This window comes from Saccharopolyspora sp. MMCC62 (assembly GCF_057736575.1).
The window spans coordinates 666136-686080 of record NZ_JBYKCM010000002.1 but is presented as its reverse complement, the minus strand read 5'-3'; the positions used below and the strand labels follow the sequence as shown (position 1 = coordinate 686080).

19 protein-coding genes and 1 tRNA gene are annotated in these 19945 nt (G+C 72.1%); 4 read left to right on the top strand and 16 right to left on the bottom strand.

Annotation, left to right across the window (positions count from 1 at the left end):
• Nucleotides 1–13: 13 nt before the first annotated feature.
• The 13 genes from AC29IT_RS07355 to AC29IT_RS07295 all read right to left on the bottom strand — a co-directional run bounded on the left by AC29IT_RS07355 (nucleotide 14) and on the right by AC29IT_RS07295 (nucleotide 13095).
• Nucleotides 14–964, bottom strand: coding sequence for a DUF5926 family protein (locus AC29IT_RS07355; RefSeq protein WP_358445300.1), 951 nt, complete (start codon nucleotides 962–964; stop codon nucleotides 14–16).
• Nucleotides 965–1035: 71 nt separating this feature from the next.
• Nucleotides 1036–1854, bottom strand: a complete 819-nt coding sequence (locus tag AC29IT_RS07350; protein WP_488218214.1) for a glycerophosphodiester phosphodiesterase family protein — start codon at nucleotides 1852–1854, stop codon at nucleotides 1036–1038.
• A 210-nt stretch (nucleotides 1855–2064) separates the two neighbouring features.
• The gene (locus tag AC29IT_RS07345) at nucleotides 2065–2940 is read right to left on the bottom strand and encodes a DUF4328 domain-containing protein (protein ID WP_488218213.1); all 876 of its coding nucleotides are present in this window, start codon (nucleotides 2938–2940) and stop codon (nucleotides 2065–2067) included.
• Nucleotides 2941–2987: 47 nt separating this feature from the next.
• A complete protein-coding gene (locus AC29IT_RS07340) occupies nucleotides 2988–3329 on the bottom strand; it encodes a rhodanese-like domain-containing protein (protein ID WP_358445348.1) in 342 nt (113 codons plus the stop codon).
• A 222-nt stretch (nucleotides 3330–3551) separates the two neighbouring features.
• Nucleotides 3552–5192, bottom strand: a complete 1641-nt coding sequence (locus AC29IT_RS07335) for a solute symporter family protein (RefSeq protein WP_488218212.1) — start codon at nucleotides 5190–5192, stop codon at nucleotides 3552–3554.
• A complete protein-coding gene (locus AC29IT_RS07330; protein ID WP_358445342.1) occupies nucleotides 5189–5503 on the bottom strand; it encodes a DUF485 domain-containing protein in 315 nt (104 codons plus the stop codon). Before AC29IT_RS07330 ends, AC29IT_RS07335 begins: the two co-directional genes overlap by 4 nt.
• Before the next feature lie 544 nt (nucleotides 5504–6047).
• The gene (locus AC29IT_RS07325) at nucleotides 6048–7829 is read right to left on the bottom strand and encodes a sodium/solute symporter (RefSeq protein WP_488218211.1); all 1782 of its coding nucleotides are present in this window, start codon (nucleotides 7827–7829) and stop codon (nucleotides 6048–6050) included.
• A 13-nt stretch (nucleotides 7830–7842) separates the two neighbouring features.
• Nucleotides 7843–8133: a hypothetical protein gene (locus AC29IT_RS07320; RefSeq protein WP_488218210.1), complete on the bottom strand. Its 291-nt coding sequence runs from the start codon at nucleotides 8131–8133 to the stop codon at nucleotides 7843–7845.
• Between the two features lie 133 nt (nucleotides 8134–8266).
• The gene (locus AC29IT_RS07315) at nucleotides 8267–9124 is read right to left on the bottom strand and encodes a LytR/AlgR family response regulator transcription factor (protein ID WP_488218260.1); all 858 of its coding nucleotides are present in this window, start codon (nucleotides 9122–9124) and stop codon (nucleotides 8267–8269) included.
• Between the two features lie 303 nt (nucleotides 9125–9427).
• Nucleotides 9428–10324: a S49 family peptidase gene (locus AC29IT_RS07310; RefSeq protein ID WP_358445285.1), complete on the bottom strand. Its 897-nt coding sequence runs from the start codon at nucleotides 10322–10324 to the stop codon at nucleotides 9428–9430.
• A 74-nt stretch (nucleotides 10325–10398) separates the two neighbouring features.
• Nucleotides 10399–11640 (bottom strand): sensor histidine kinase, encoded by a 1242-nt coding sequence (locus AC29IT_RS07305; protein WP_358445339.1) that lies wholly within the window; start codon nucleotides 11638–11640, stop codon nucleotides 10399–10401.
• 140 nt (nucleotides 11641–11780) lie between these two features.
• The gene (locus AC29IT_RS07300; protein ID WP_488218209.1) at nucleotides 11781–12626 is read right to left on the bottom strand and encodes an Fpg/Nei family DNA glycosylase; all 846 of its coding nucleotides are present in this window, start codon (nucleotides 12624–12626) and stop codon (nucleotides 11781–11783) included.
• Between the two features lie 31 nt (nucleotides 12627–12657).
• The gene (locus tag AC29IT_RS07295) at nucleotides 12658–13095 is read right to left on the bottom strand and encodes a DUF1656 domain-containing protein (RefSeq protein WP_358445279.1); all 438 of its coding nucleotides are present in this window, start codon (nucleotides 13093–13095) and stop codon (nucleotides 12658–12660) included.
• Nucleotides 13096–13353: 258 nt separating this feature from the next.
• On the opposite strand from AC29IT_RS07295, the gene AC29IT_RS07290 reads away from it, so the two are divergent.
• Both AC29IT_RS07290 and AC29IT_RS07285 read left to right on the top strand, forming a co-directional pair.
• Complete coding sequence (locus tag AC29IT_RS07290) at nucleotides 13354–13761, top strand: PPOX class F420-dependent oxidoreductase (RefSeq protein ID WP_358445276.1); 408 nt, start codon at nucleotides 13354–13356, stop codon at nucleotides 13759–13761.
• A gap of 102 nt (nucleotides 13762–13863) precedes the next feature.
• Nucleotides 13864–13936: transfer RNA gene (locus AC29IT_RS07285), tRNA-Gly, on the top strand.
• A gap of 70 nt (nucleotides 13937–14006) precedes the next feature.
• On the opposite strand, the gene AC29IT_RS07280 is transcribed toward AC29IT_RS07285, so the two are convergent.
• Entirely contained in the window at nucleotides 14007–14216 is a 210-nt protein-coding gene (locus tag AC29IT_RS07280; protein WP_358447021.1) for a dodecin, read from the bottom strand.
• A 270-nt stretch (nucleotides 14217–14486) separates the two neighbouring features.
• Here AC29IT_RS07280 and AC29IT_RS07275 point away from each other — a divergent pair, with 270 nt between their 5' ends.
• Nucleotides 14487–15011: a lytic polysaccharide monooxygenase auxiliary activity family 9 protein gene (locus AC29IT_RS07275; RefSeq protein ID WP_358447023.1), complete on the top strand. Its 525-nt coding sequence runs from the start codon at nucleotides 14487–14489 to the stop codon at nucleotides 15009–15011.
• Nucleotides 15012–15243: 232 nt separating this feature from the next.
• On the opposite strand, the gene msrA is transcribed toward AC29IT_RS07275, so the two are convergent.
• Both msrA and AC29IT_RS07265 read right to left on the bottom strand, forming a co-directional pair.
• On the bottom strand, nucleotides 15244–15906 hold the full coding sequence (msrA, locus tag AC29IT_RS07270; protein WP_358447026.1) for a peptide-methionine (S)-S-oxide reductase MsrA: 663 nt from the start codon (nucleotides 15904–15906) through the stop codon (nucleotides 15244–15246).
• A gap of 178 nt (nucleotides 15907–16084) precedes the next feature.
• Entirely contained in the window at nucleotides 16085–18415 is a 2331-nt protein-coding gene (locus tag AC29IT_RS07265) for an acyltransferase family protein (protein WP_488218208.1), read from the bottom strand.
• A 225-nt stretch (nucleotides 18416–18640) separates the two neighbouring features.
• Here AC29IT_RS07265 and AC29IT_RS07260 point away from each other — a divergent pair, with 225 nt between their 5' ends.
• The gene (locus AC29IT_RS07260) at nucleotides 18641–19852 is read left to right on the top strand and encodes a hypothetical protein (RefSeq protein WP_488218207.1); all 1212 of its coding nucleotides are present in this window, start codon (nucleotides 18641–18643) and stop codon (nucleotides 19850–19852) included.
• The last annotated feature ends 93 nt before the right edge of the window (nucleotides 19853–19945 follow it).

Genomic DNA, 19945 nt, shown 5'->3' with positions numbered 1-19945 from the left:
CGGCCGGATCGCGTCAGCGCAAGGTGACCTGGCGGCCGCGCAGGCCGTCGCGGGACCGGCGCTCGGTCGCGTCCAGCGGCGTGTCCGCCAGCGACTCCAAGGCCTCCGCCAACCGGCGGCCCAGCGCCGCGGCCGGCTCGTTCCACTCCCGCGGGTGCTTGTCCCGGTCCAGGTCCCACACCGGCACCAGCACGCCGTGCGCGCGGAACGAACCCGCGAACCGGCTGTCCTCGTCCAGCGCCAGCTCACCGCGCGCGGACAGGCGGGCCAGCGCGGCCAGCAGCTGCTCCTCCGGCTCCGGGCGCACCCAGCGCAGGTGCGCCTTCTCGCCCGGATCCACCCAGTACGCCGAGCGGGCGCCCTCCGCGGTCAACCGCTCCGTCGGCATGATCGCCGCGTTCGCCCGCTCCAGGGACAGCGCGACCTCGCCGGTCGCCTCGGTGCCCTCCGGCAGCCACCACGAGAAGTCCTCGTGCAGCTGCACGTCCAGCTCCGCGGCCGGGTCGAGCAGGTCCTGCAGCCGCGTCGGCACCTCCGCCTGCGCAGGCTCCGGACCCACCACCGGCAGCGACTGACCCGGCTCCGCCTGCAAGACCCACTCGATCGCGCGAGCCACGTCCCGGCTCAGATCACCCGAACGGGTCTGCACCTGGAGGCCGATGAACGCCCGCCCGTCCGTGCGCCGGACCGCGGCGGCCGCCATCGGCAGCACCGACGCGACCGTCACCTCCTCGCCGGAGCGCAGCGGCAGCTTCGCCGTCGCCGAAGGCACGAACTCGCGCAGCGCGACCAGATCGCCCTCCGCCGCGAGACCCTCGAAAGGCCTGGTCACGATCACATCGGTGGCGCCGCCCGCCTTGCCGTGGCACGCCTTGTAGCGCTTCCCCGACCCGCACGGGCACGGCTGCCTCGGGCCGACGGCGCCCTCAGCTCGCTGGGACGGGGTGGCCGTACGCTTCGACACTCGAAGCCTCCTCGCAGCTGTGACAAGACCCACCGACGCTATCGAGCCCCCGCCGCGACCGGCGTCCCGGGTCAGCCGCCCGACAACCGAAGCCGGGTCGCACCCGGCCGGTTCGTCGCCACGAACCGCACCCCCGCGCGGCGGCACAGCTCCACGTCCGCCGGATCGTCCACCGTCCAGCAGTAGGTGGCCCGGCCGCGATCCGCCCACCGGCCCGCCAGCTCCGGATCCCGGCGCAGCAACCGGATGCTCGGGCCCGCCAGATCCGCCCAGCGCGGCAGCTCCCCCGCCCGCGCCGCGCGCGACGCCCGGTCGAACAGCAGCACCGTCGGCACCCTCGGCGCATCCGCGCGGAAACGGCGCACCGCCGCCGACGAGAACGACATCATCACCACCGGCGACTCGTCCTTGTACGCCGGAGCCGACACGCCGTGCCGGGCCAGCGCCGCCGTCAACTTCGCCTCCACCAGGCCCGCGTAGCGCACCGGGTGCTTCGTCTCCGCGAACAACCGGACCCGGCGGCGCTGCGCGCGCACCAGGCCCAGCAGGTCGTCGAACGTCAGGATGCGGCGTTGCGAAGCACCGATGGCCGCGCTCGCCTGCGGCTCGAACACCAGCTCGTCCGCCGATTCCGGGAGCTCGTGGTGCCAGTGCGCGAAGTCGAAGCGGGACAGCGCGGGCAGCGTCAGCTCGCTCACCACGCCGCGGCCCGAGGACGTGCGGTCGACGCGGCGGTCGTGCACGCACACCAGGTGCCCGTCCCTGGTGACCCGCACGTCGCACTCCAGCGCATCGGCCCCCTGGTCCAGCGCCACCTGGTAGGCGGCGAGGGTGTGCTCGGCGCGTTCCGCCGACGCACCGCGGTGCGCGACGACCTGCGGGGAACCCATGCCGGGCATTATCCCGACCGCTGCACGCGCGAGCCCGCCACGCCGGAGACCCGCCAGGTGAACGGGCCACTCACGCCGTGCGGCTGGGCGAATGGGCCACTCACCTCGGAGCTCCACCCAGGTGAACGGGCCACCCGCCCAGTGCGGCTGGGCGAATGGGCCACTCACCTCGTGCGGTTCGGGGGAGTGGGCCGTTCGCCTGCTGCCAGGTCAGCGGGGGGCGTCCGCGGGGCGAGCCGCGCGCGGAGGTTTCGGGGCGCCGCGCACGCCCACGACGCGAGGGCGCACCAGCAGCGTCGGGTCCAGCGGCACCAGCAGGCTCGTCACGTACGTGATCACCCGCATCGCCAGCACCGCGCACGCGCACGCCGCCACGTCCGCCCAGAAGTGCAGCACCACGCCGTCCGCCATCGCCTGCACCCCGCCGCGGAAGCTCCACAGCAGCGCGGCCCAGCCCAGCAGCAGGCTCACCGCCCACGACAGCCACCAGCGGGACACCAGCCGCGACGGCCGGGGACGCTCCCCCGGCTCGCGCGCACCGGCCGCCACCAGCACGCCGTGCTCCAGCTCCGCCAGCGCCGTGCCCGGCGCCACCAGGTTCCAGCCCGGCACCAGGACGCCGGCCACCACCTGCCACTCCGGGCGGCGCGGCACCACCTCCAGGTCCCGCGCCGACACGCGCCGCGCCCACACCAGCCACAGCACCGCGAACACCCCGCTGGTCGCCCCGAGCAGCCAGCTCAGCACGCCCGAGGTCACCACCAGCGTGTCCGACAGGTCCAGCGCCACCTTCGACAACGCCGAACCCCGGCTCATCAGCAGCAGGCCGTACCGCCACGCCTCGGCCACCGCGGCCACGCCGGACACCGCCGCCATCAGCCACAACGCCGACCACGACATCGCCGACAACCACGTCACCCGCTGCACCGGATCGACCTGCCGCTGCGTCGGCAGCGCCAACGGCCACCGCCAGCCCAGCAGCGGAAAACCCCAGCGCGGGACGCCCGGGTACGACGGAGGACCCGAGTAGCGGGCCTGCGGGCGCGCGCGGCGCCGCGGCCGCAACCCGCCCGGCGGAGTGGCCACCCACTCCACCCGCAGGCCCGAACGGGCGGGGCGATCCGGTGGCGTCGTCACAGCACCATCGGTTCGGCGCCGGGCTCGTCCGACACCACCGGTCGGCCGGTAGCCGCCCAGCCGTTCATGCCGCGCTCCACGTTCACCGCGTCCCAGCCGTTCGCGTTCAGGTAGGCCGTGACCCGCGCGGACCGGCCGCCGGAACGGCACACCACGTAGACCTGGTCGGCCTCGGGGAGCTCGTCGAGCCGCTGCGGGACCTCGTTCATCGGGATGTGCAGCGCGCCGGGCGCGTGGCCCGCGGCCCACTCGTCGTTCTCCCGCACGTCCAGCAGCACCGACTTCGCGTCCGGCAGCTCGGCGGGCAGGTCCTCGGGCGGCACACCGGGTACTTGCATCGGGGTAGTCACGACCCCGATGCTGCCACGCGCCCCGTGGGCCCGTCGTGAGGTGTCGCGGCGCGGACGGACCGTCCGTTCGATCTCATCGGACGAACGGTCCGCTCACTCCGGAGATACCGGCCGCTCCCGCGGAAACGGACGAGCGGACCGTCCGTCCCTTCGCATCGGACGAACGGTCCGCTCACTCCGTGACGCGGAGCCCGGCGGGTGCTCCGGCGATCAGTGCTGCGGCGTGGACTTCTCGGCGCCCGCCCCGGTGAGCGAGCGGACCTCCATCTCCGCGTACTTCGCCGCGTTGTGCGGCTCCTTGCTGACCACGGTGCCGAGGTAGCCGAGCAGGAACGACACCGGGATCGAGATCACCCCGGGGTTCTTCAGCGGGAACCACGCGAAGTCCAGCGCGGGGAACATCGCCTCCTCGTTGCCGCTCACCGCGGGCGAGAACACGATCAGCGCGATGGTCACGGCGAGCCCGCCGTAGATGCTCCACAGCGCCCCGGTGGTGTTGAACCGCTTCCAGAACAGCGAGTACAGCAGGGTCGGCAGGTTCGCCGAGGCCGCGACCGCGAACGCCAGCGCCACCAGGAACGCCACGTTCTGCCCGTTCGCCGCGATGCCGCCGAGGATGGACACGATGCCGATCACCACCGCGGTGATCCGCGCGACCTTGACCTCCTGGTTCTTGTCGTCGACCTTCCCCTTCTTGATCACGTTCGCGTAGATGTCGTGCGCGAACGACGCGGAAGCGGTGATCGTGAGACCGGCGACGACGGCGAGGATCGTGGCGAACGCGACCGCCGAGATGAACCCGAGCAGCAGCGGCCCGCCCAGCTGCAGCGCCAGCAGCGGTGCCGCCGAGTTCACCCCGCCCGGCGCGTCCTTGATCGCCTCGGGCCCGACCATGGCACCGGCGCCGTACCCGAGCACCAGCGTGAACAGGTAGAACATCCCGATCAGCCAGATCGCCCACACCACGGAGCGGCGCGCTTCCTTCGCGGTCGGCACCGTGTAGAAGCGCATCAGCACGTGCGGCAGCCCGGCGGTGCCGAGCACCAGCGCGATGCCCAGCGAGACGAAGTCGAGCCTGCTGGTGCCGCTGGCCCCGTACTGCGCGCCCGGGTTGAGCAGCTCTTCGCCGCCCGTCCCGGCCCGCTCCACGGCGGCGCCGAGCAGCCCGGACAGGTTGAAGCCGTAGTGGCCGAGCACCCAGAGCGTCATCACGAACGCGCCGGCGATGAGCAGCGCGGCCTTGATGATCTGCACCCATGTGGTGCCCTTCATGCCGCCGACCAGCACGTACAGGATCATCAGCGCGCCGACGACGGCGATCACGATGGCCTGCTGGGCCTTGCTCTCGATGCCGAGCAGCAGCGCGATGAGCCCACCGGCACCGGCCATCTGGGCGAGCAGGTAGAAGAACGACACCGCCAGCGTGGACAGCGAGGCGGCCGTGCGCACCGGGCGTTCCCGCATCCGGAAGCTGAGCACGTCGGCCATCGTGTAGCGGCCGGTGTTCCGCAGCAGCTCCGCGACCAGCAGCAGCGCCACCAGCCAGGCGACGAGGAAACCGATCGAGTAGAGGAACCCGTCGTAGCCGTACACGGCGATGGCCCCGGCGATGCCGAGGAACGACGCCGCGGACAGGTAGTCGCCGGAGATCGCGATGCCGTTCTGCGGCCCGCTGAACGCCCGGCCCGCCGCGTAGTAGTCCGACGCGGTGCGCGTGTTCCGGCTCGCGCGGAACACGATGACCAGGGTGACCAGCACGAACAGCCCGAAGATGCCGATGTTGAGCCACCGGTTGGACGCGGTGTCGGTCTGCTGCGCGAGGAACGGATGGGCGGCCTGGAGTGTGGTCACCGCTGCTCTCCTTCGACGCGTTCGCGGATCTGCTCGGCGACCGGGTCCAGGTTCTTGTTGGCGTACCGGACGTAGAGCGTCGTGATGAGGAAGGTGGAGACGAACTGCAGCAGGCCGAGCACGAGGCCCACGTTGATGTTGCCGACGAGCTTGATGCTCATGAACCCGTGCGCGTAGTCGGCGAGCAGGACGTAGATCAGGTACCAGACGAGGAAGATCGCCGATACCGGGAAGACGAACTTGCGCAGCCGGAGCCGCAGCGTGGCGAATTCGGGGCTGCTCTGCGCGGCCGCCCACGTCTCGGCGTCGATGACGGGGCCGGGGGTGGCGCTGGAGTCATCGGCGCTGGGGTCATCGCTGGGGTCATGGCCCGGACCGGGCTCACGACCGGAGTCGCTGCCGGGGCTGGGGTCGCTCTGGCCCGTGGAATTCACGGTTGTCCTCCTGGGTAGGAGAGGTCGCACCCGCCGGCGACGTGTGACCTCTATCTCCTGTCGACGCGCGAACGCTACGTAGTTCGTCCGAATCTGGATAGACCCCGAACGTGGATTGATATCAATCCGCTGGGTGACCGGTGCACCGACAAACCCGCTATCATGACACGCGGCGTGACACCTGTCACGCCTTCAACCCGTTCGGCCCAATACGAGACTCAGCAGGTCAGCGAGTCGCCCGCCCGGCCGTCCGGACGAACCGGGCACGTCGCCCCGGCGCAGCGGGCGCGGCCGGTGATCGCAGCCGGTGAGCACCGCGCGACCCGCTCCGGACGGACGTCCGCACTGATCACGGAGCCGGGATCGCCACGCCCCCTGGCCCCGGCCGCGCCACGGACCCGGGACTGCTGGGCCGAACGGGCTAACGGCGGTGCCTGCCACCGGAATCCTTGGCCGGCGCGGGCTTGCGCACCCGCCGATCGTCCTGGAAACCCAGCCGATCCGGCGCGTGCATCCGCAACATCACCCGGGACACGCCCTCCGGAACCCGCTGCCTGGTGCCCGCGCTGACCAACACCATCACCAGGAACGCCACCGGAACGCTCACCAGCGCGGGCTGCTGCACCAGCTCGGCGAGCAGCCCCTCGCCGCCCGGCCGCACCGCGCCCACCGCCAGCGCCAGCAGCACCAGCGCGCCGCCCGCCACCAGACCGGCCGCCGCGCCGAACGCGGTCAGCCCGCGCCACCACACCCCCAGCACCAGCAGCGGGCAGAACGTCGACGCCGCCATCGCGAAGGCCAGTCCGATGCTGCGCGCCAGGTCCTGCTCCGCCACCACCAGCGCCACGCCCATCGGCACCACGGCCGACACCACCAGCAGCAGCGGCATGTGCCAGCCCTTCACCCGCTGGAAGTTCGACGACACCACCCCGGACAGGCTCACCACCAGCCCCGAGGACGTCGACACGAACGCCGCGAACGCGCCCGCCGCCGTCAACGCCGTGAGGACCCCGCCCAGCGGGTTGTGCAGCATCTCGTTCGGCAGCAGCAGCACCGCGGCATCCGTCCGGCCGGTGACCAGCAGCCGCGGCACGAACAGCCGGGACAGCAGCCCCAGCACCGTCGGGAACAGGTAGAAGGTGCCGAGCAGGACCAGCACGAACAGCGCCGTGCGCCGCGCCCCGTGCCCGCTCGGGTTCGTGTAGAAGCGCACCAGCACGTGCGGCAGGCCCATCGTGCCCAGGAACGTCGCCACCAGCAGCGAGTACGTGCCCACCAGCGAGGCGGGGTCGCCGCCGGACGGGTGCAGCCACGACCCGTTGTCCGGTTCCGCCTCGGACACCACCGGCACCGCGGCGCCCGGCTCGAAGGTCAGCGTGCTGCCCGCGTCGACCTCGTACTCCCCCGGCTCGACCCAGGTGTTCGCCTGCCCGTTCGGCTGCAGCGAGCCGCCCGGGGACTCCCGCGGCGACTCCACCAGCACCCAGGTCGGTTCCACGACCCGCACGGTCACCGGCGTCTCCACCGACACCTCGGTCCGCGCGTCGAACACCGGCCCCGGCTCGTCCAGCCGCTCCGCCGAACCGCCCAGCAGGAACACCCCGAACAGCACGAACGCGGGTGCGGTGATCGCGAACAGCTTCAGCCAGTACTGGAACGCCTGCACCAGGGTCACCGCGCGCATCCCGCCGCTGAACACGCTCGCCAGCACCACCGGCAGCAGCGCCGCCGCCCCCACCCAGGCGGGCAGCTCGGTGAGCACCGCGAACGTCAGGCCCGCGGCCTGGAACTGCGGCACCAGGTACAGCCAGCCGATCAGCACCACGAAACCCGTGGTCAACCAGCGCAGCCACGGCGAATCCAGCCGCACCACCGCGAAGTCCGGCACCGTGTACGCCCCGGACCGGCGCAGCGGCGCCGCCACGAACAACATCACCGCCAGGTAGCCGGAGGCGAACCCGATCGGGTACCAGAGCGCCTGCGACCCGTCCTTGAGCACCAGCCCGGCCACGCCGAGGAACGACGCCGCGGACAGGTACTCCCCGGAGATCGCGGCCGCGTTGCGCTCCTCGCGCACCAGGCGCCGCGCGCGGTGCAGGTCCGAGGTGGTCCGGGCGTGGCTCGACCCCCACACGCCGATCGCGAAGGTCGCCGCCACCACGACGGCGATCCCGCCCAACGCCCAGAACACGGTCTCCGGCACCGCCGAGCCCCCGCTACCGCTCGATCATGTGCAGGAAATCGCGCTCGTGCCGAGCCGCGGCCCGCGAGTACCAGAAACCGAGCAACACCATGAACGGGTAGGGCAGCACCCCGAGGACCAGCCAGGGTAACCGGATTCCGGCGATCACCATGTCTCCCAGCGACGGCAGCACGTAGAACAGCAGCGGCAGGCCGAACAACCCGGCCACGAGCAGACCCGTCATCAGCAGTGCGCTCCGCAGCTGGGCGCGCACCAGGTAACTGACCAGCACTTCGCCGACGCTGGTCTGCTCCTCCAGCTCCATGATCGTACGGGCTACCGGCGTGCTGCGGCGACGATCGGACAGGACGACGCGCTGCCTGCGGGGGCGGCGGCCACCGGGGGCGGCCGCCGGTTGTTCCGGCGTCATGCCCGGCCGGCCGGGCGGTGGGGCGCGCTCATCCCTGCGACCCCCAGCCCTGCCGCGGCGCTCGCACCAGCCGGTCCTTGAGCTCCCGGGTGTGCCGCCTGCTGACCGGCAGCTCCTTCGGTTCGCCGCCGCCGAGCAGCACCGAATAGCCGGACGAGGACATCCGCAGCTCGGTGACCAGCGTCATCGACACCAGGTACGAGCGGTGGATCCGGATGAAGTTGGCGTCCGCCCAGCGCTCCTCCAGCTGCGCCAGCGGTATCCGCACCAGGTGCGAGCCGCCGTCGGTGGTGTGCAGCCGCGCGTAGTCGCCCTGCGCCTCCACCCAGCGGACCGTCTTGCGGGAGACCATCTTCGTCGTTCCGGCGAGTTCCACCGGGATCACCTCGTCCTCGTCGGCCGCGGCGGGGAGTTCCGCGGCCGTGGCGTCCGCCCGGCCACCGGCGACGCGTTCGGCCTTGCTGCGCTCGATGTTGCGCAGCGCGCGGTCCACCCGGTCCGCATCGGCGGGTTTCATGATGTAGTCCAGCGCGCCCACCTCGAAGGCCTCCAGCGCGTTCTCCTCGTGGCCGGTGATGAACACCAGCGAGGGCGGCTGCTTGAAGGCGTTGAGCACCCTGGCGAGCTCCATGCCGCTGAGCCCGGGCATCGACACGTCGGCGAACACCGCGTCCACCACCGAGTCCTCGCCGTCCCGGGACCGCAGCTGGTCGTCGCTGCGCAGCAACCGCAGCGCCTCGGCGGCGTCGAACGCGGTGAGCACCCGGCCCACCCGCGGGTTGTTGCCGAGCAGGAACTTCATCTCGTCCAGCCCGGCCATCTCGTCGTCCACCGCCAGCACCACCAATCCCGTGGTGCCGGGTTGAGCGCTCGTGTCCGGTTGAATACTCACAGTAACGCCAATCCTGCCGCGCCGGGTGGCGCAATGTCCACGATCAGGTTTCTCGGCTCGGTGCGCCACGACGGCGTCGTCGCGGTGCCCGGCTCGCACGTGCGGCGTCGCCGAGGGATGCCGTGGCAGCCGCTGCGTCGATCATCGTGGCATCACTCGGCCGAGCGACACAGGCCACGCCGTGAGCCACGGCTGAGTGAGGTGTGTCACGCCGCCGAAACAACGTACGGTGCGCACCCGGGCAGGACTGCGGCGGGGTCGGCGAAGCGCGGCGGCTCGCCGCGCTCCGCCGGGCGGTCACAACCCGAACCGCGACCACTGGGCGCGCTGCTCCAGCGCCTCCACCAGCGAGGACGCCGACGTGCCGAGGCCCAGCCGGGCACCGGGTCCGCCACCGCTGAGCCGGGCCAGCAGCGGCTTGCGCGGTTCGACGTCCACGATGTGCGCCTTCGGGAACCGCTCGGCGACGACGCCGCGCAGCGTGCCCAGGCCGTCGACCAGCCCGAGCTCCTTCGCCTTCGCCCCGGTCCACACCTCGCCGGTGAACACGTCGGCCTCGGCGATCTTGCTCCCGCGGCGCTCCCGCACCCAGTCGGTGAACTGCTCGTGCAGCTCGGTCTGCAACCCGTGCAGCCAGCGCACGTCCTCGTCCTTCTCCGGGCTGAACGGGTCGAGCCGCACCTTGTTGGCGCCCGCGGTGTAGAGCCTGCGCTGCACGCCGATGCGCTCCAGCAGCCCGTCCAGGCCGAAGCTCGCGCTCACCACGCCGATGGAGCCGACCATCGAGGTGCGGTGCGCGTAGATCTCGTCGGCGGCGCACGCCAGCCAGTACCCGCCGGAGGCCGCCACGTCCTCGCAGAACGCCAGCACCGGCACCTTCTTCTCCGCCGACAGCTGGCGGATCCGGTCGGCGACCAGCGCCGACTGGGTCGGCGCCCCGCCCGGCGAGTTGATCGACAGCACCACCGCGGACAGCCGGTCGTGACCGAACGCCCTGCTCAGCGCGGACTCGGTGGTCTGCAGCGAGATGGTGCCGCGGTTCATCGGGCTCGGCGTGGGCGTGATCGTGCCGTGCAACTTGACCACCGCCACCACCGGTCCGCGTTCGGCCCGCTCGGCCAGCTTCGGCGGCAACTTCGAGGCGAGCTTGCCGGTCAGGACGTCGGTGAACTTCTGCGGTGCGTTGTCGTTCATGCCCCGACGTTACCGGCTCCGCGGCCGCCGGAACCGGTGTTCGCACCGCAGGTGAGGGACCCGGCCGGTGCGGGTCAGCGGCTGGGTTGCGGGGTGGCGCCGGGCGGTGCCGGTTCGTCGAAGGCCGCCACCGGGAGCGGGAGCACGCCGGGCGCGAACTTCGGCACCCGCATGATCACCTTCATGCCCGCGTCCTCCGCCGTCTCCACCACCAGGCCGTAGTCGTCGCCGAACGTCGCCCGCATCCGGTTGTTGATGTTGCCGAGGCCCACGTGCGCGCCGGTGAGGTGCGCGTTCGCCAGTTCCGCGTCCAGCCGGTTCGGATCCATCCCGATGCCGTCGTCGTCCACGCTGATCAGCGCCTCGGAACCGCGGTCCTCGGCGATCACCGACACCGTGCCGCCGCCCGGCTTCGTCGCCAGCCCGTGCCGCACCGCGTTCTCCACCAGCGGTTGCAGCGCCAGGAACGGCACCACCACCGGCAGCACCTCCGGCGCGATCTTGAGCTGCACCTTCAACCGGTCCGGGCCGAACCGGGCGCGCTCCAGGATCAGGTAGCGGTCGATGTTGCGGATCTCGTCGGCCAGGGTCGTGTAGAGGCCGGTGGAGCGGAACGAGTAGCGGGTGAAGTCGGCGAACTCCATCAGCAGGTCGCGCGCCTGCTCCGGGTCGTTGCGGATCTGCGAGGAGATGGTGTTGAGCGCGTTGTAGATGAAGTGCGGCGAGATCTGCGCCCGCAGCGCCCGCACCTCCGCGTGCGCCAGCTTCTCCTTCGACTCCTGCAGCTCGGCGAGCTCCAGGTGGGTGGAGACGTGGTGCGCCACCTCGCTGGCCGCGCGCAGCAGCCGCTTCCGATCCCCGCCGCTGATGATCACCAGCGCGCCGCGGATCTCCCCGGACACCTCCAGCGGTACCACCACCCCGTACCGCATCAGGCAGGGCCGCTGGTCGCACAGCAGGTCGGTGTGGTCGATGTACTCGCGCTTGCCGTCGCGCAGCGTGACCTCGATCTTGCCGCGGAGGTCCGCGTAGTGGTGGTTCGCGTCGCCGTCCCAGCTCAGCAGCGTCGCGTCCGCGTCCACCACGCCCACCGCCACGCAGGCCAGCAGTTCGCGCAGGTGGGGGGCGGTCTTGTCCGCCGACTCCTGGGTCATGCCCGCGCGCAGGAACGGCGCGGCACCCGTCACGTGGTGCAGCGCCGTCAGCATCGCGTCCTCCACCGAGGTGCTCACCCGGCGCGAACGGCACAGCAGCACGAACATCCCGAGCACGGCTAGGGCGGCGAGCGCGGTCAGCACGGTCCGCTCGGTCAACATCTCCGGCACGCCCACCAGTATTCGTCCCCGGCACTCGGGGAATCAAGAACGCTACGCCGGGTAGCCGGTTCCGGTCGGTGAACGGTGCTCACCGGCTCCGTTCGGACCTGTCGGCTGCGCCGGACGAACCCGACCGGCGGTCATTTCAGCAGCCGCGACATCCGCCGGTCCGCCAGCCGCTTGCCGCCGGTCTGGCAAGTCGGGCAGTACTGCAGCGAGCGGTCCGCGAACGACACCTCCCGCACCAGGTCACCGCACACCGGGCAGGGCAGTCCGGTGCGCCCGTGCACCCGCAGCCCGGAGCGCTTCTCCGCCTTCAGCCGCGGCGCGTCCCGGGAGCGGTCGACGGCGTCCTCGAGCAGCTCCCGGAGCGCGGCGTGCAACCGCCGCACCCCGTCCTCGCCCAGCTTCCCGGCGGTGGCGAACGGGGACAGCTTCGCGCGGTGCAGCACCTCGTCCGAGTAGGCGTTGCCGACCCCGGCCAGCCGCGACTGGTCGGTGAGCACCGTCTTCACCCGCTCCGAGCGCCCGGCGAGCACCGCGGCGAACTCCTCCTCGGTGATCCCGAGGGCGTCCGGCCCGAGCCGCGCGATGCCGGGCACCTCCGCCGGGTCGCGCACGATCCACGCGGCGAGCCGCTTCTGCGTGCCCGCCTCGGTGAGGTCGAAGCCCGGTCCGCCCAGGTGCACCCGCAGCGCGATCGGCCCGCGGCCCGGCTTGGGCGGGGCGGGCGGGAGCGCGTCGGACCAGCGCAGCCAGCCGGCCCGCGCCAGGTGCACCACCAGATGCAGGCCGTCGCAGTCCAGGTCCAGGTACTTGCCGTGCCGGTCCGCGCCGGTCACGGTCCGGCCGGCCAGCGCGGTGTGCGGCGGGTCGGCGGTCTTGAGCACGCTCATCGAGGCCACGTCGACCCGGGTGACGGCGCGACCGGCGGCGACGTCCCGCAGGTGCCGCGCCAGCGCTTCGACTTCCGGCAGCTCGGGCACCCCACCAGTCTGCCAAGATCCGCGGCCCGGCTCACTCGGTCGGCTGGAGGGAACCGTTCATGTCGGGTTCGGCGTAGAGCTCGATCTGGCGGGCGATCTTCGCCGTCTCCTGGCGGGTGTTGAAGAAGCCGCGCTGCACGCCGACCCAGCGCTCCGGCTGGTGCTCGTCCTCGTCGCCCGGGGTCTCCGCGATGATCGTCCACGGGCGGTGCATCAGCCAGCGGACCGGGAAGAACAGCACCGCCGCGACGAGCAGGAGGATCACCCAGATCGGGACGTAGACGCCTTCGGGGGTCCACAGGATGAAGGTCAGGATCAGCACCGCGAGCACGCCGAACATGAGGATCGCCGGTCCGGCGCCACCGTTGACGTCGTGCTCGAAGTCGTCACCCGCGATCGGGTTCGACCACTCCAGGCTGGAACGCACGTTCCACAGCCTGCCGTCGGATCCCCGCACCACCCGGTTCATCGTCGCCTCCTCGCCCGGCGCCGGGCGTTCTCGGATCGTTCGTCCCAGCCGTGCCCCCGGTTCCGGCGGCAGCGCACCATCACCGAGCGTGCCGATACCGTATCGCGTGCGTCATCGGCCTTGAGGGTGAAACCCGGGGGCACCCGGATCATTGTCGATCACGGACGGCGGCGGGACCAGCCCCGGCCGGTTCGCCGACCGCGGAACCCGCGGTACCGGGGCTACGGTGGGTGCGGCCGCGACGACCGGGAGGACGACATGGATCTCGACCGGGCACGTTCCTTCCTGCGCGAGCACCACCGCGCCGTGCTGGGCACGCTGCGCGCCGACGGCACCCCGCAGCTGGTCCCGGTGCTGGTCGCCGTCGACGACGCGGGGCGCGCGCTCATCAGCACCCGGGACGGCAGCGCGAAGGTGCGCAACCTGCGGCGGGACCCGCGGGCGTGGGTGTGCGTGCTGCCGGACGAGTTCTTCGGCGAGTGGGTCCGGGTCGACGGCTCGGTGGAGGTCGTCGAGCAGCCCGCGGCGCTGCCGCTGCTGGAGGACTACTACCGCCGGGTCGCCGGGGAGCACGAGGACTGGGCGGCGTACCGGCGCGCGATGGTCGAGGAGCACCGCGTGCTGCTGCGGGTCGAGCTCGAACGGGCCGGCCCGAGCGGTGGGTGACCCCCCGGAAACGGGCCGCGAACGATGGGTTAGAGTGTTCTCAACAGCGCTTCGAGGGGCGCGAAGATCACTCCGGTGATCGAGTCCTCCGAGATCGTTGATGCGGATGTAGCGCAGCTGGTAGCGCATCACCTTGCCAAGGTGAGGGTCGCGGGTTCGAGTCCCGTCATCCGCTCGCAGAAGGCCCCGCCGGTGACGGCGGGGCCTTTTTCGCGTGCGGGCCCGGTTGCTCGCGCGGCCCCCGGTCAGTCCTCCAGCTTGAACCCGATCTTGAGCCCGACCTGGAAGTGGGCGACCTCGCCGTTCTCGACGTGGCCGCGGATCTCGGTGACTTCGAACCAGTCCACCTCCCGCAGCGTTCGCGCGGCGCGGCGCACCCCGTTGCGCACGGCGTCATCGACGCCCTGCTCGGACGATCCGACGATCTCGGTGACGCGATAGACGTTGTCTGCCATGCCGGGATGGTCCGCACGGCGGCAGTCCCCCGCAAGCCGACGGTGATCATGGGCTAGACCAATCGGGCTCAAGGTCTGGACCAATAGCGGCGGGTCTGCCAATCTCATGTTGCCCGGAACGGAGCTATTAAGCCAGAAGAGTGACACGTAATTTTGCGACACCGATTCAGAAAGGAGCACTCCCCCATGCTCAAGAAAAGTGTGAAAAGCACGATCGGTATCGCCGCGGTCAGCATCGCCGGATTGGCATTACCGGTTTTCACATCCGGAGTGGCGACCGGGCACGGATTCGTCCAGAGCCCCGCGAGCCGCCAGGAGGCCTGCTCGAACGGGACGCTGAACGACTGCGGAGCCATCCAGTGGGAACCGCAGAGCGCCGAAGGGCCGAAGGGCTTCCCCGAAGCCGGCCCGCAGGACGGCAGCATCTGCTCCGCAGGCGTGGCGCAGTTCTCCGAACTCGACGACCCGCGCGGTGGCCAGTGGCCTACCACGGACGTCGCCGCTGGTCAGGACTTCCAGTTCCAGTGGAAGATCACGGCCGCGCACTCCACCAGCTCGTTCCGCTACTTCGTCACGAAGGACGGCTGGGACCCGAACCAGCCGATCAGCCGCGACCAGCTCGAGCCCGCGCCGTTCGTCGACGTGGACTACGGCGGCGCCCAGCCGCCGAACACCTACACCCACGACGGGAAGATGCCGGAGGGCAAGTCCGGCAGGCACGTCATCGTCGGCGTGTGGGACATCGCGGACACCGCGAACGCGTTCTACTCCTGCGCCGACGTGAACTTCGGCTGATTACATGATCTAGAATGTCCCCCGGTGCCGCGGCCCGGCGTGCCACTAACACGCCGGGCCGCGGTGCGTCGAATTCCGTTCAACGGAATTCGGCGCTCCCGGTGACGCGCTGGGCGACCGTCCGGGAATTCTGTTAATTGAACGGAATCGCGGGAAAATTCCGATCGCGGTTCACCCGGGATCGCCCCGGCCGAACCGAGTGGATCTTGCCACGCCGGGCGACCGGCCGCGATCACTCCGTGACGAGCCCGACAGGGCAGGACACCCCGGTGCCACCGATGCCGCAGTAGCCGTTCGGGTTCTTCGCCTCGGACAGGTACTGCTGGTGGTAGCCCTCGGCGTAGTAGAACTCGCCCAGCGGCGCCACCTCGGTGGTGATCGAGCCGCGGCCCGCCGCGGTCAACGCCGCCTGGTAGGCGTCGCGGGTCCGCTCGACGACGGCGCGCTGCTCGTCATCCGCGTAGTAGACCGCCGAGCGGTACTGGCTGCCGCGGTCGTTGCCCTGCCGCAGGCCCTGCGTCGGGTCGTGGCCCTCCCAGAAGACCTTCAGCACCCCCGCCAGGTCCAGCACCGCCGGGTCGAACACGACCAGCACCGCCTCGGTGTGCCCGGTCAGACCGCTGCACACCTCCTCGTAGGTCGGGTTCGGCGTGTAGCCGCCCGCGTAGCCGACCGCCGTCGTCCACACCCCGTCCGTGCGCCAGAAGACCCGTTCCGCGCCCCAGAAGCAGCCCATGCCCACGACCAGCGACTCGGTGTCCTGCGGGAACGGCGGCACGATCGTGCGATCGCCGAACACCGCGTGCCGTTCCGGCACCGGCAGCGGGGTGGAACGCCCGGGCAACGCCTCGTCCGGACCGATCATGCGGGTCCGGTCGCCGAAGAACAGTCCCATGGCTCCGATGCTACGCGCGGGATCAGCGGTGGTCCCCGATGTGGAGCGCCCCGCGCCCGGGGTGACGGGCGCGGGGCGCGGGTGCGTCGCGGGGACTCCCCTCCCCTGAACGCAGCAACACCGTAGAACGCGCGTTCGACTGATCGCCAGTCCGGTCGGCGCAGGTCACACCGGCCGGTCAGGACTGCGACGGGGGGAAGCGGCCCAGCGGGCGGGTCTCCTCCACCGCGGGCGGCGGAGCGGCGCGCCTGCGTCGGTGCGGTTCGGCGGAGGCCGGATCGGCGAGGTCGCCGGTGAAGCCGCGCGAGGTGGTGGGCTCGGCCTGCTGCTCGCCGCCCGGCCAGGAGACCGGGGGCGCGGCGCGGGCCGGCTCCGGGTCCGCGCGGGGGCGGAGCTCGGCGGGGCGTTCGGTGCGGTGCGTGGGGTGGTCGGCCTCGGATGGCCGGGGCGGTTCGGAGCGCCGGGACAGGTCCACCCGCCGGGTCGAGTCGGCGTGCTGGGCCGGATCGACCCGCTGGGTGGGGTCGACCCGCTGGGTGGAGTCGGAGCGCCGGGGCTGCTCGACGTGCCGGGCCGGTTCCGGGCTCCGGATCGGCTCGGCGCGCTGGGTCGCCTCGGCGCGGGAGGTCGGATCGGCGCGGGAGGTCGGTTCCGCGCGCGCGGCCGGGTCGGGCCTGGCGGGTTCAGGTGAGCCGGATTCCGGCCGAACCGGTTCGGGCCTGGCGGGTTCCTGCCGGACTGGTTCTGGTCGGCCGGGTTCCTGCCTACCGGGTTCCTGCCTGCCTGGTTCGGGCCTGGCGGGTTCCTGCCGAGCCGGGCCGGGGCGGCCGGGGTCGGGTCTGGCGGGGTCGGGTCGGACGGATTCGGCGCGCTGGGTCAGCGGGTCGGCGCGGTGCCGCGGCTGCTCCGATCGGTGGACCGGCACGGCGGCCCGCTGGGTCCGGGGCGCGAAGTCGTCCCGGTCGCCGCGCTCGGCGTGGGCCTGGTGGGCGGCGGTGAGCGCGGCGCGGCCGTCCCGATCCGCGGGGTCCCGGTCGTCGCGGTCGTCCCCGCGCGCTCGGTGGCCGCCCTCGCGGTCGTCGCGGCCGTACCGTTCGCCGTGCGCGCCCCAGCGCTCCCGGTCGTCCCGGTCGTCCCGGCGCTCGCGGTCATCCCAGCGCTCGCGGTCATCCCAGCGCTCGCGGTCATCCCAGCGCTCGCGGTCATCCCAGCGCTCGCGGTCATCCCAGCGCTCGTGGCCGTCCCGGTCATCCCAGCGCTCGCGGTCATCCCAGCGCTCGTGGCCGTCGCGGTCGCCCCTGCCGTCGCGGTCGTCGTCGTCCTCGTCCGACCAGTCGTCCCGGTCCGCCCAGTGGTCGTCCCAGTCGTCCTCGTCCGCCCAGCGGTCGTCGTCCTCCGCACGACCGCCGTCCAGCGGGCGCTGCTCGGCGGCGCGGGCCGGTCGGTCCGGGGCCACGTAGCGGCGCAGCTTCATCGTCGGGTCCTCGACGAACACCCAGGACGCCGTGCCCAGCACGTACGCGATCGGCGCGGCGCACAGCAGCATCACGTACTGGTTCGCGATCCCGGCCATCGCCAGCAGCTGCTGCACCGGGAAGCCCCACACGTAGACGCCGTAGCTGCCGTTGACGAACCAGCCCGGCACCGTCAGCCGCGCGGGCCAGAAGTGCCCCGCCACCACCACCGCGTAGCTCGCCACGAACGTCATCAGGAACGACGCGGCGATGCTGTTCGGCATCGCCGCCAGCACCACCAGGCCCGCGACCGCGGCCGTCACCGACAGCGGGATGCGGTAGAGGTTCAGCACCACGCCCAGCGCGAAGGCCACCAGGAACGCCACCAGCGACTCGACCGGGACGCTCAGCAGGGCACCGCCCGACTCCGCGCCGGGGAGCTGCTCCAGGTGCCGGTCCCACACCACCAGCGCGATCAGCGCCGCGACGGCCAGCCACCGCCACCGCTGCTTCGCCGCGCCGAGCAGCAGCAGGACGTACAGCCCGCCGTAGGCGAGCAGCTCCATCGGCAACGTCCACAGCGAACCGTTCACCGCGTCCGGCCACGGGTTCGCGGTGAACACGCCGGGCAGGGTGTGCTGCAGCGTCAGCATCCCGGCGTTGTTGACGACGTAGCCCCAGGTCTCGTGCGCGGCGAAGTACTCCCGCGCGGGCAGCGTCGTCACCAGCGGACCGACGATCAGCGCCATGCCGAGGGTCACCGTGAGCATCGGCGGCCACAACCGCAGGACACGCTTCGCGGCGAACCGGACCGGGTGCGGATCGCGCACCCAGCTCTCGGTGATCTGGAATCCGCTCATCGCGAAGAAACCCATGAGGACGCCTTCGTCGGGCTGCACCGGCCATTCCGGCGGGAACAGTTCTCCCGTTCCGACCAGCGGCGAACTGTGCCCGTAGATCACCAGCAGCGCGCCGATCATGCGAATCCACGCGAAACCGTGCGAGGGCTCGGCGAACCGCTCGGGATGGGCGTGATCGACACGCTGCGTGCCCATCCGTTTCACCCCCGCGATGTCACCGTCGAGCCCACCCTCGACGCCGAGTAGCGTATCCGGTGGCACCGCGATCTCGACGCGCGTTTCGACGAGCGAGGCCGCGCGCAGTTGCTCACACCGGGCGGATCGTTATCCGGCCGGTGCATCGCGCGCGCTTCCCGGGGTGCAAAATGACGATCGATCGCACATCGGCAGCGACTCGTGAAAACCGGAAAGGGCGCATCGGTGACCTGGCAAGACGAGCTGCACAACCTCGACGCCGAACTCGCGGCAGGCAGGATCTCCGCCGAGGAGTACCGCTCCCGGCGGGACGCGCTGATCGGCAGGTCGCAGGGCGGACAATCCGGACCTGCATCCGGCGACTTCCCGCAGCAGCAGCCCGGCACGCCCTCCGGCGGCTTCCCCCAACAGGGGACCCCGCAAAGTGGTCAGCAGAGCCCGTTCCCGCCGGCGTTCAACTGGGGCGCCGCGGCGGCGCAAGGCGCGCAGGCCGCCCAGCAGCAGCCCCAGCAGCCCCAGCAGCCGCAGCCGTCGAACGAGTCCACGCAGGTCGTGCCGAACCCGATGGCGCAGCAGTCGGAGAGCACCCAGGTCGTCAACGTCGGCCGGCAGCAGCCGTGGGCGGGCCAGCAGCAGTCCGGCTGGAACCAGCAGCCCGGCTGGAACACCGGCGAGCAGGCCTCCCCGTGGGGCGAGCCGGAGCAGCCGTCGACGCCGGAGCACGGCGACACCAGCTGGATGCGCCAGGGCCCGGAGGTCTTCGAGGTCGGCGACGGCGCGTCGAAGGGCAAGGCCATCGCCGGGATCGCGCTCGGCGCGGTGCTGCTGGTGGGCGTCATCGTCGCCGCCGTCTTCTACTTCACCTCCGGCAGCGATGAGGCGGGCCCGCAGCAGCCCACCCAGCAGCAGGCGCCGCCGGTGCCGACCAGCGAGCCGCTGCCGGAACCGCCCGCGCCGAAGCCCGCGCCCGCCGCCACCCCCGAGGTGCTGGTGGCCGTGCCGCCGGGCGAGCCGCACCCGTACAACGGCCCGCTGGACCGCCCGGCGCTGGAGAACAGCCCCAAGTCCGGCGTGCTGCGCGACCCGGTGCGCGCCGCCGCGCTGCAGGGCGGGCTGATCGACGGGTTCTTCAGCCGCAGCGACGGCGCCGCCACCTCGGTGCTGATCGCGGTGCGGATGCCGGACCAGACGGCGGCGCAGTCGGTGGCGGAGGCCTACCTGGACGACCAGCAGGGCCTCGCCGCGGACGACGACCTGTCGTACCGGGGCGTGGAGGTCATGACGACCGGCGGCGGCGTGTTCCGCACCGCGTACGTGGCGCACGGCTGGGCGATCATCGTGGACGTGAACGCGCCGGACAAGGCGGCCGCCCAGACCGCGTTCAAGGCGCTGCTGGACCAGCAGCTCGCGCAGACGCCGCCGACCGTCCGCGACTGACGGCTCCCGAACACCGACGGCCCGCCATCCCGTGGGATGGCGGGCCGTCGCACGTCCGATGCCCCTGACCGGTACTTCGACTCGCGCCGCGCA

Excerpts from the sequence above, each read along its gene's own strand:
- AC29IT_RS07350 (WP_488218214.1), bottom strand. The coding sequence starts at position 1,854 with ATGGGTTCCCCGCAGGTCGTCGCGCACCGCGGTGCGTCGGCGGAACGC.
- AC29IT_RS07340 (WP_358445348.1), bottom strand. The coding sequence starts at position 3,329 with ATGCAAGTACCCGGTGTGCCGCCCGAGGACCTGCCCGCCGAGCTGCCG.
- AC29IT_RS07320 (WP_488218210.1), bottom strand. The coding sequence starts at position 8,133 with ATGGAGCTGGAGGAGCAGACCAGCGTCGGCGAAGTGCTGGTCAGTTAC.
- AC29IT_RS07310 (WP_358445285.1), bottom strand. The coding sequence starts at position 10,324 with ATGAACGACAACGCACCGCAGAAGTTCACCGACGTCCTGACCGGCAAG.
- AC29IT_RS07305 (WP_358445339.1), bottom strand. The coding sequence starts at position 11,640 with ATGTTGACCGAGCGGACCGTGCTGACCGCGCTCGCCGCCCTAGCCGTG.
- AC29IT_RS07295 (WP_358445279.1), bottom strand. The coding sequence starts at position 13,095 with ATGAACCGGGTGGTGCGGGGATCCGACGGCAGGCTGTGGAACGTGCGT.
- AC29IT_RS07290 (WP_358445276.1), top strand. The coding sequence starts at position 13,354 with ATGGATCTCGACCGGGCACGTTCCTTCCTGCGCGAGCACCACCGCGCC.
- AC29IT_RS07280 (WP_358447021.1), bottom strand. The coding sequence starts at position 14,216 with ATGGCAGACAACGTCTATCGCGTCACCGAGATCGTCGGATCGTCCGAG.
- msrA (WP_358447026.1), bottom strand. The coding sequence starts at position 15,906 with ATGGGACTGTTCTTCGGCGACCGGACCCGCATGATCGGTCCGGACGAG.
- AC29IT_RS07265 (WP_488218208.1), bottom strand. The coding sequence starts at position 18,415 with ATGGGCACGCAGCGTGTCGATCACGCCCATCCCGAGCGGTTCGCCGAG.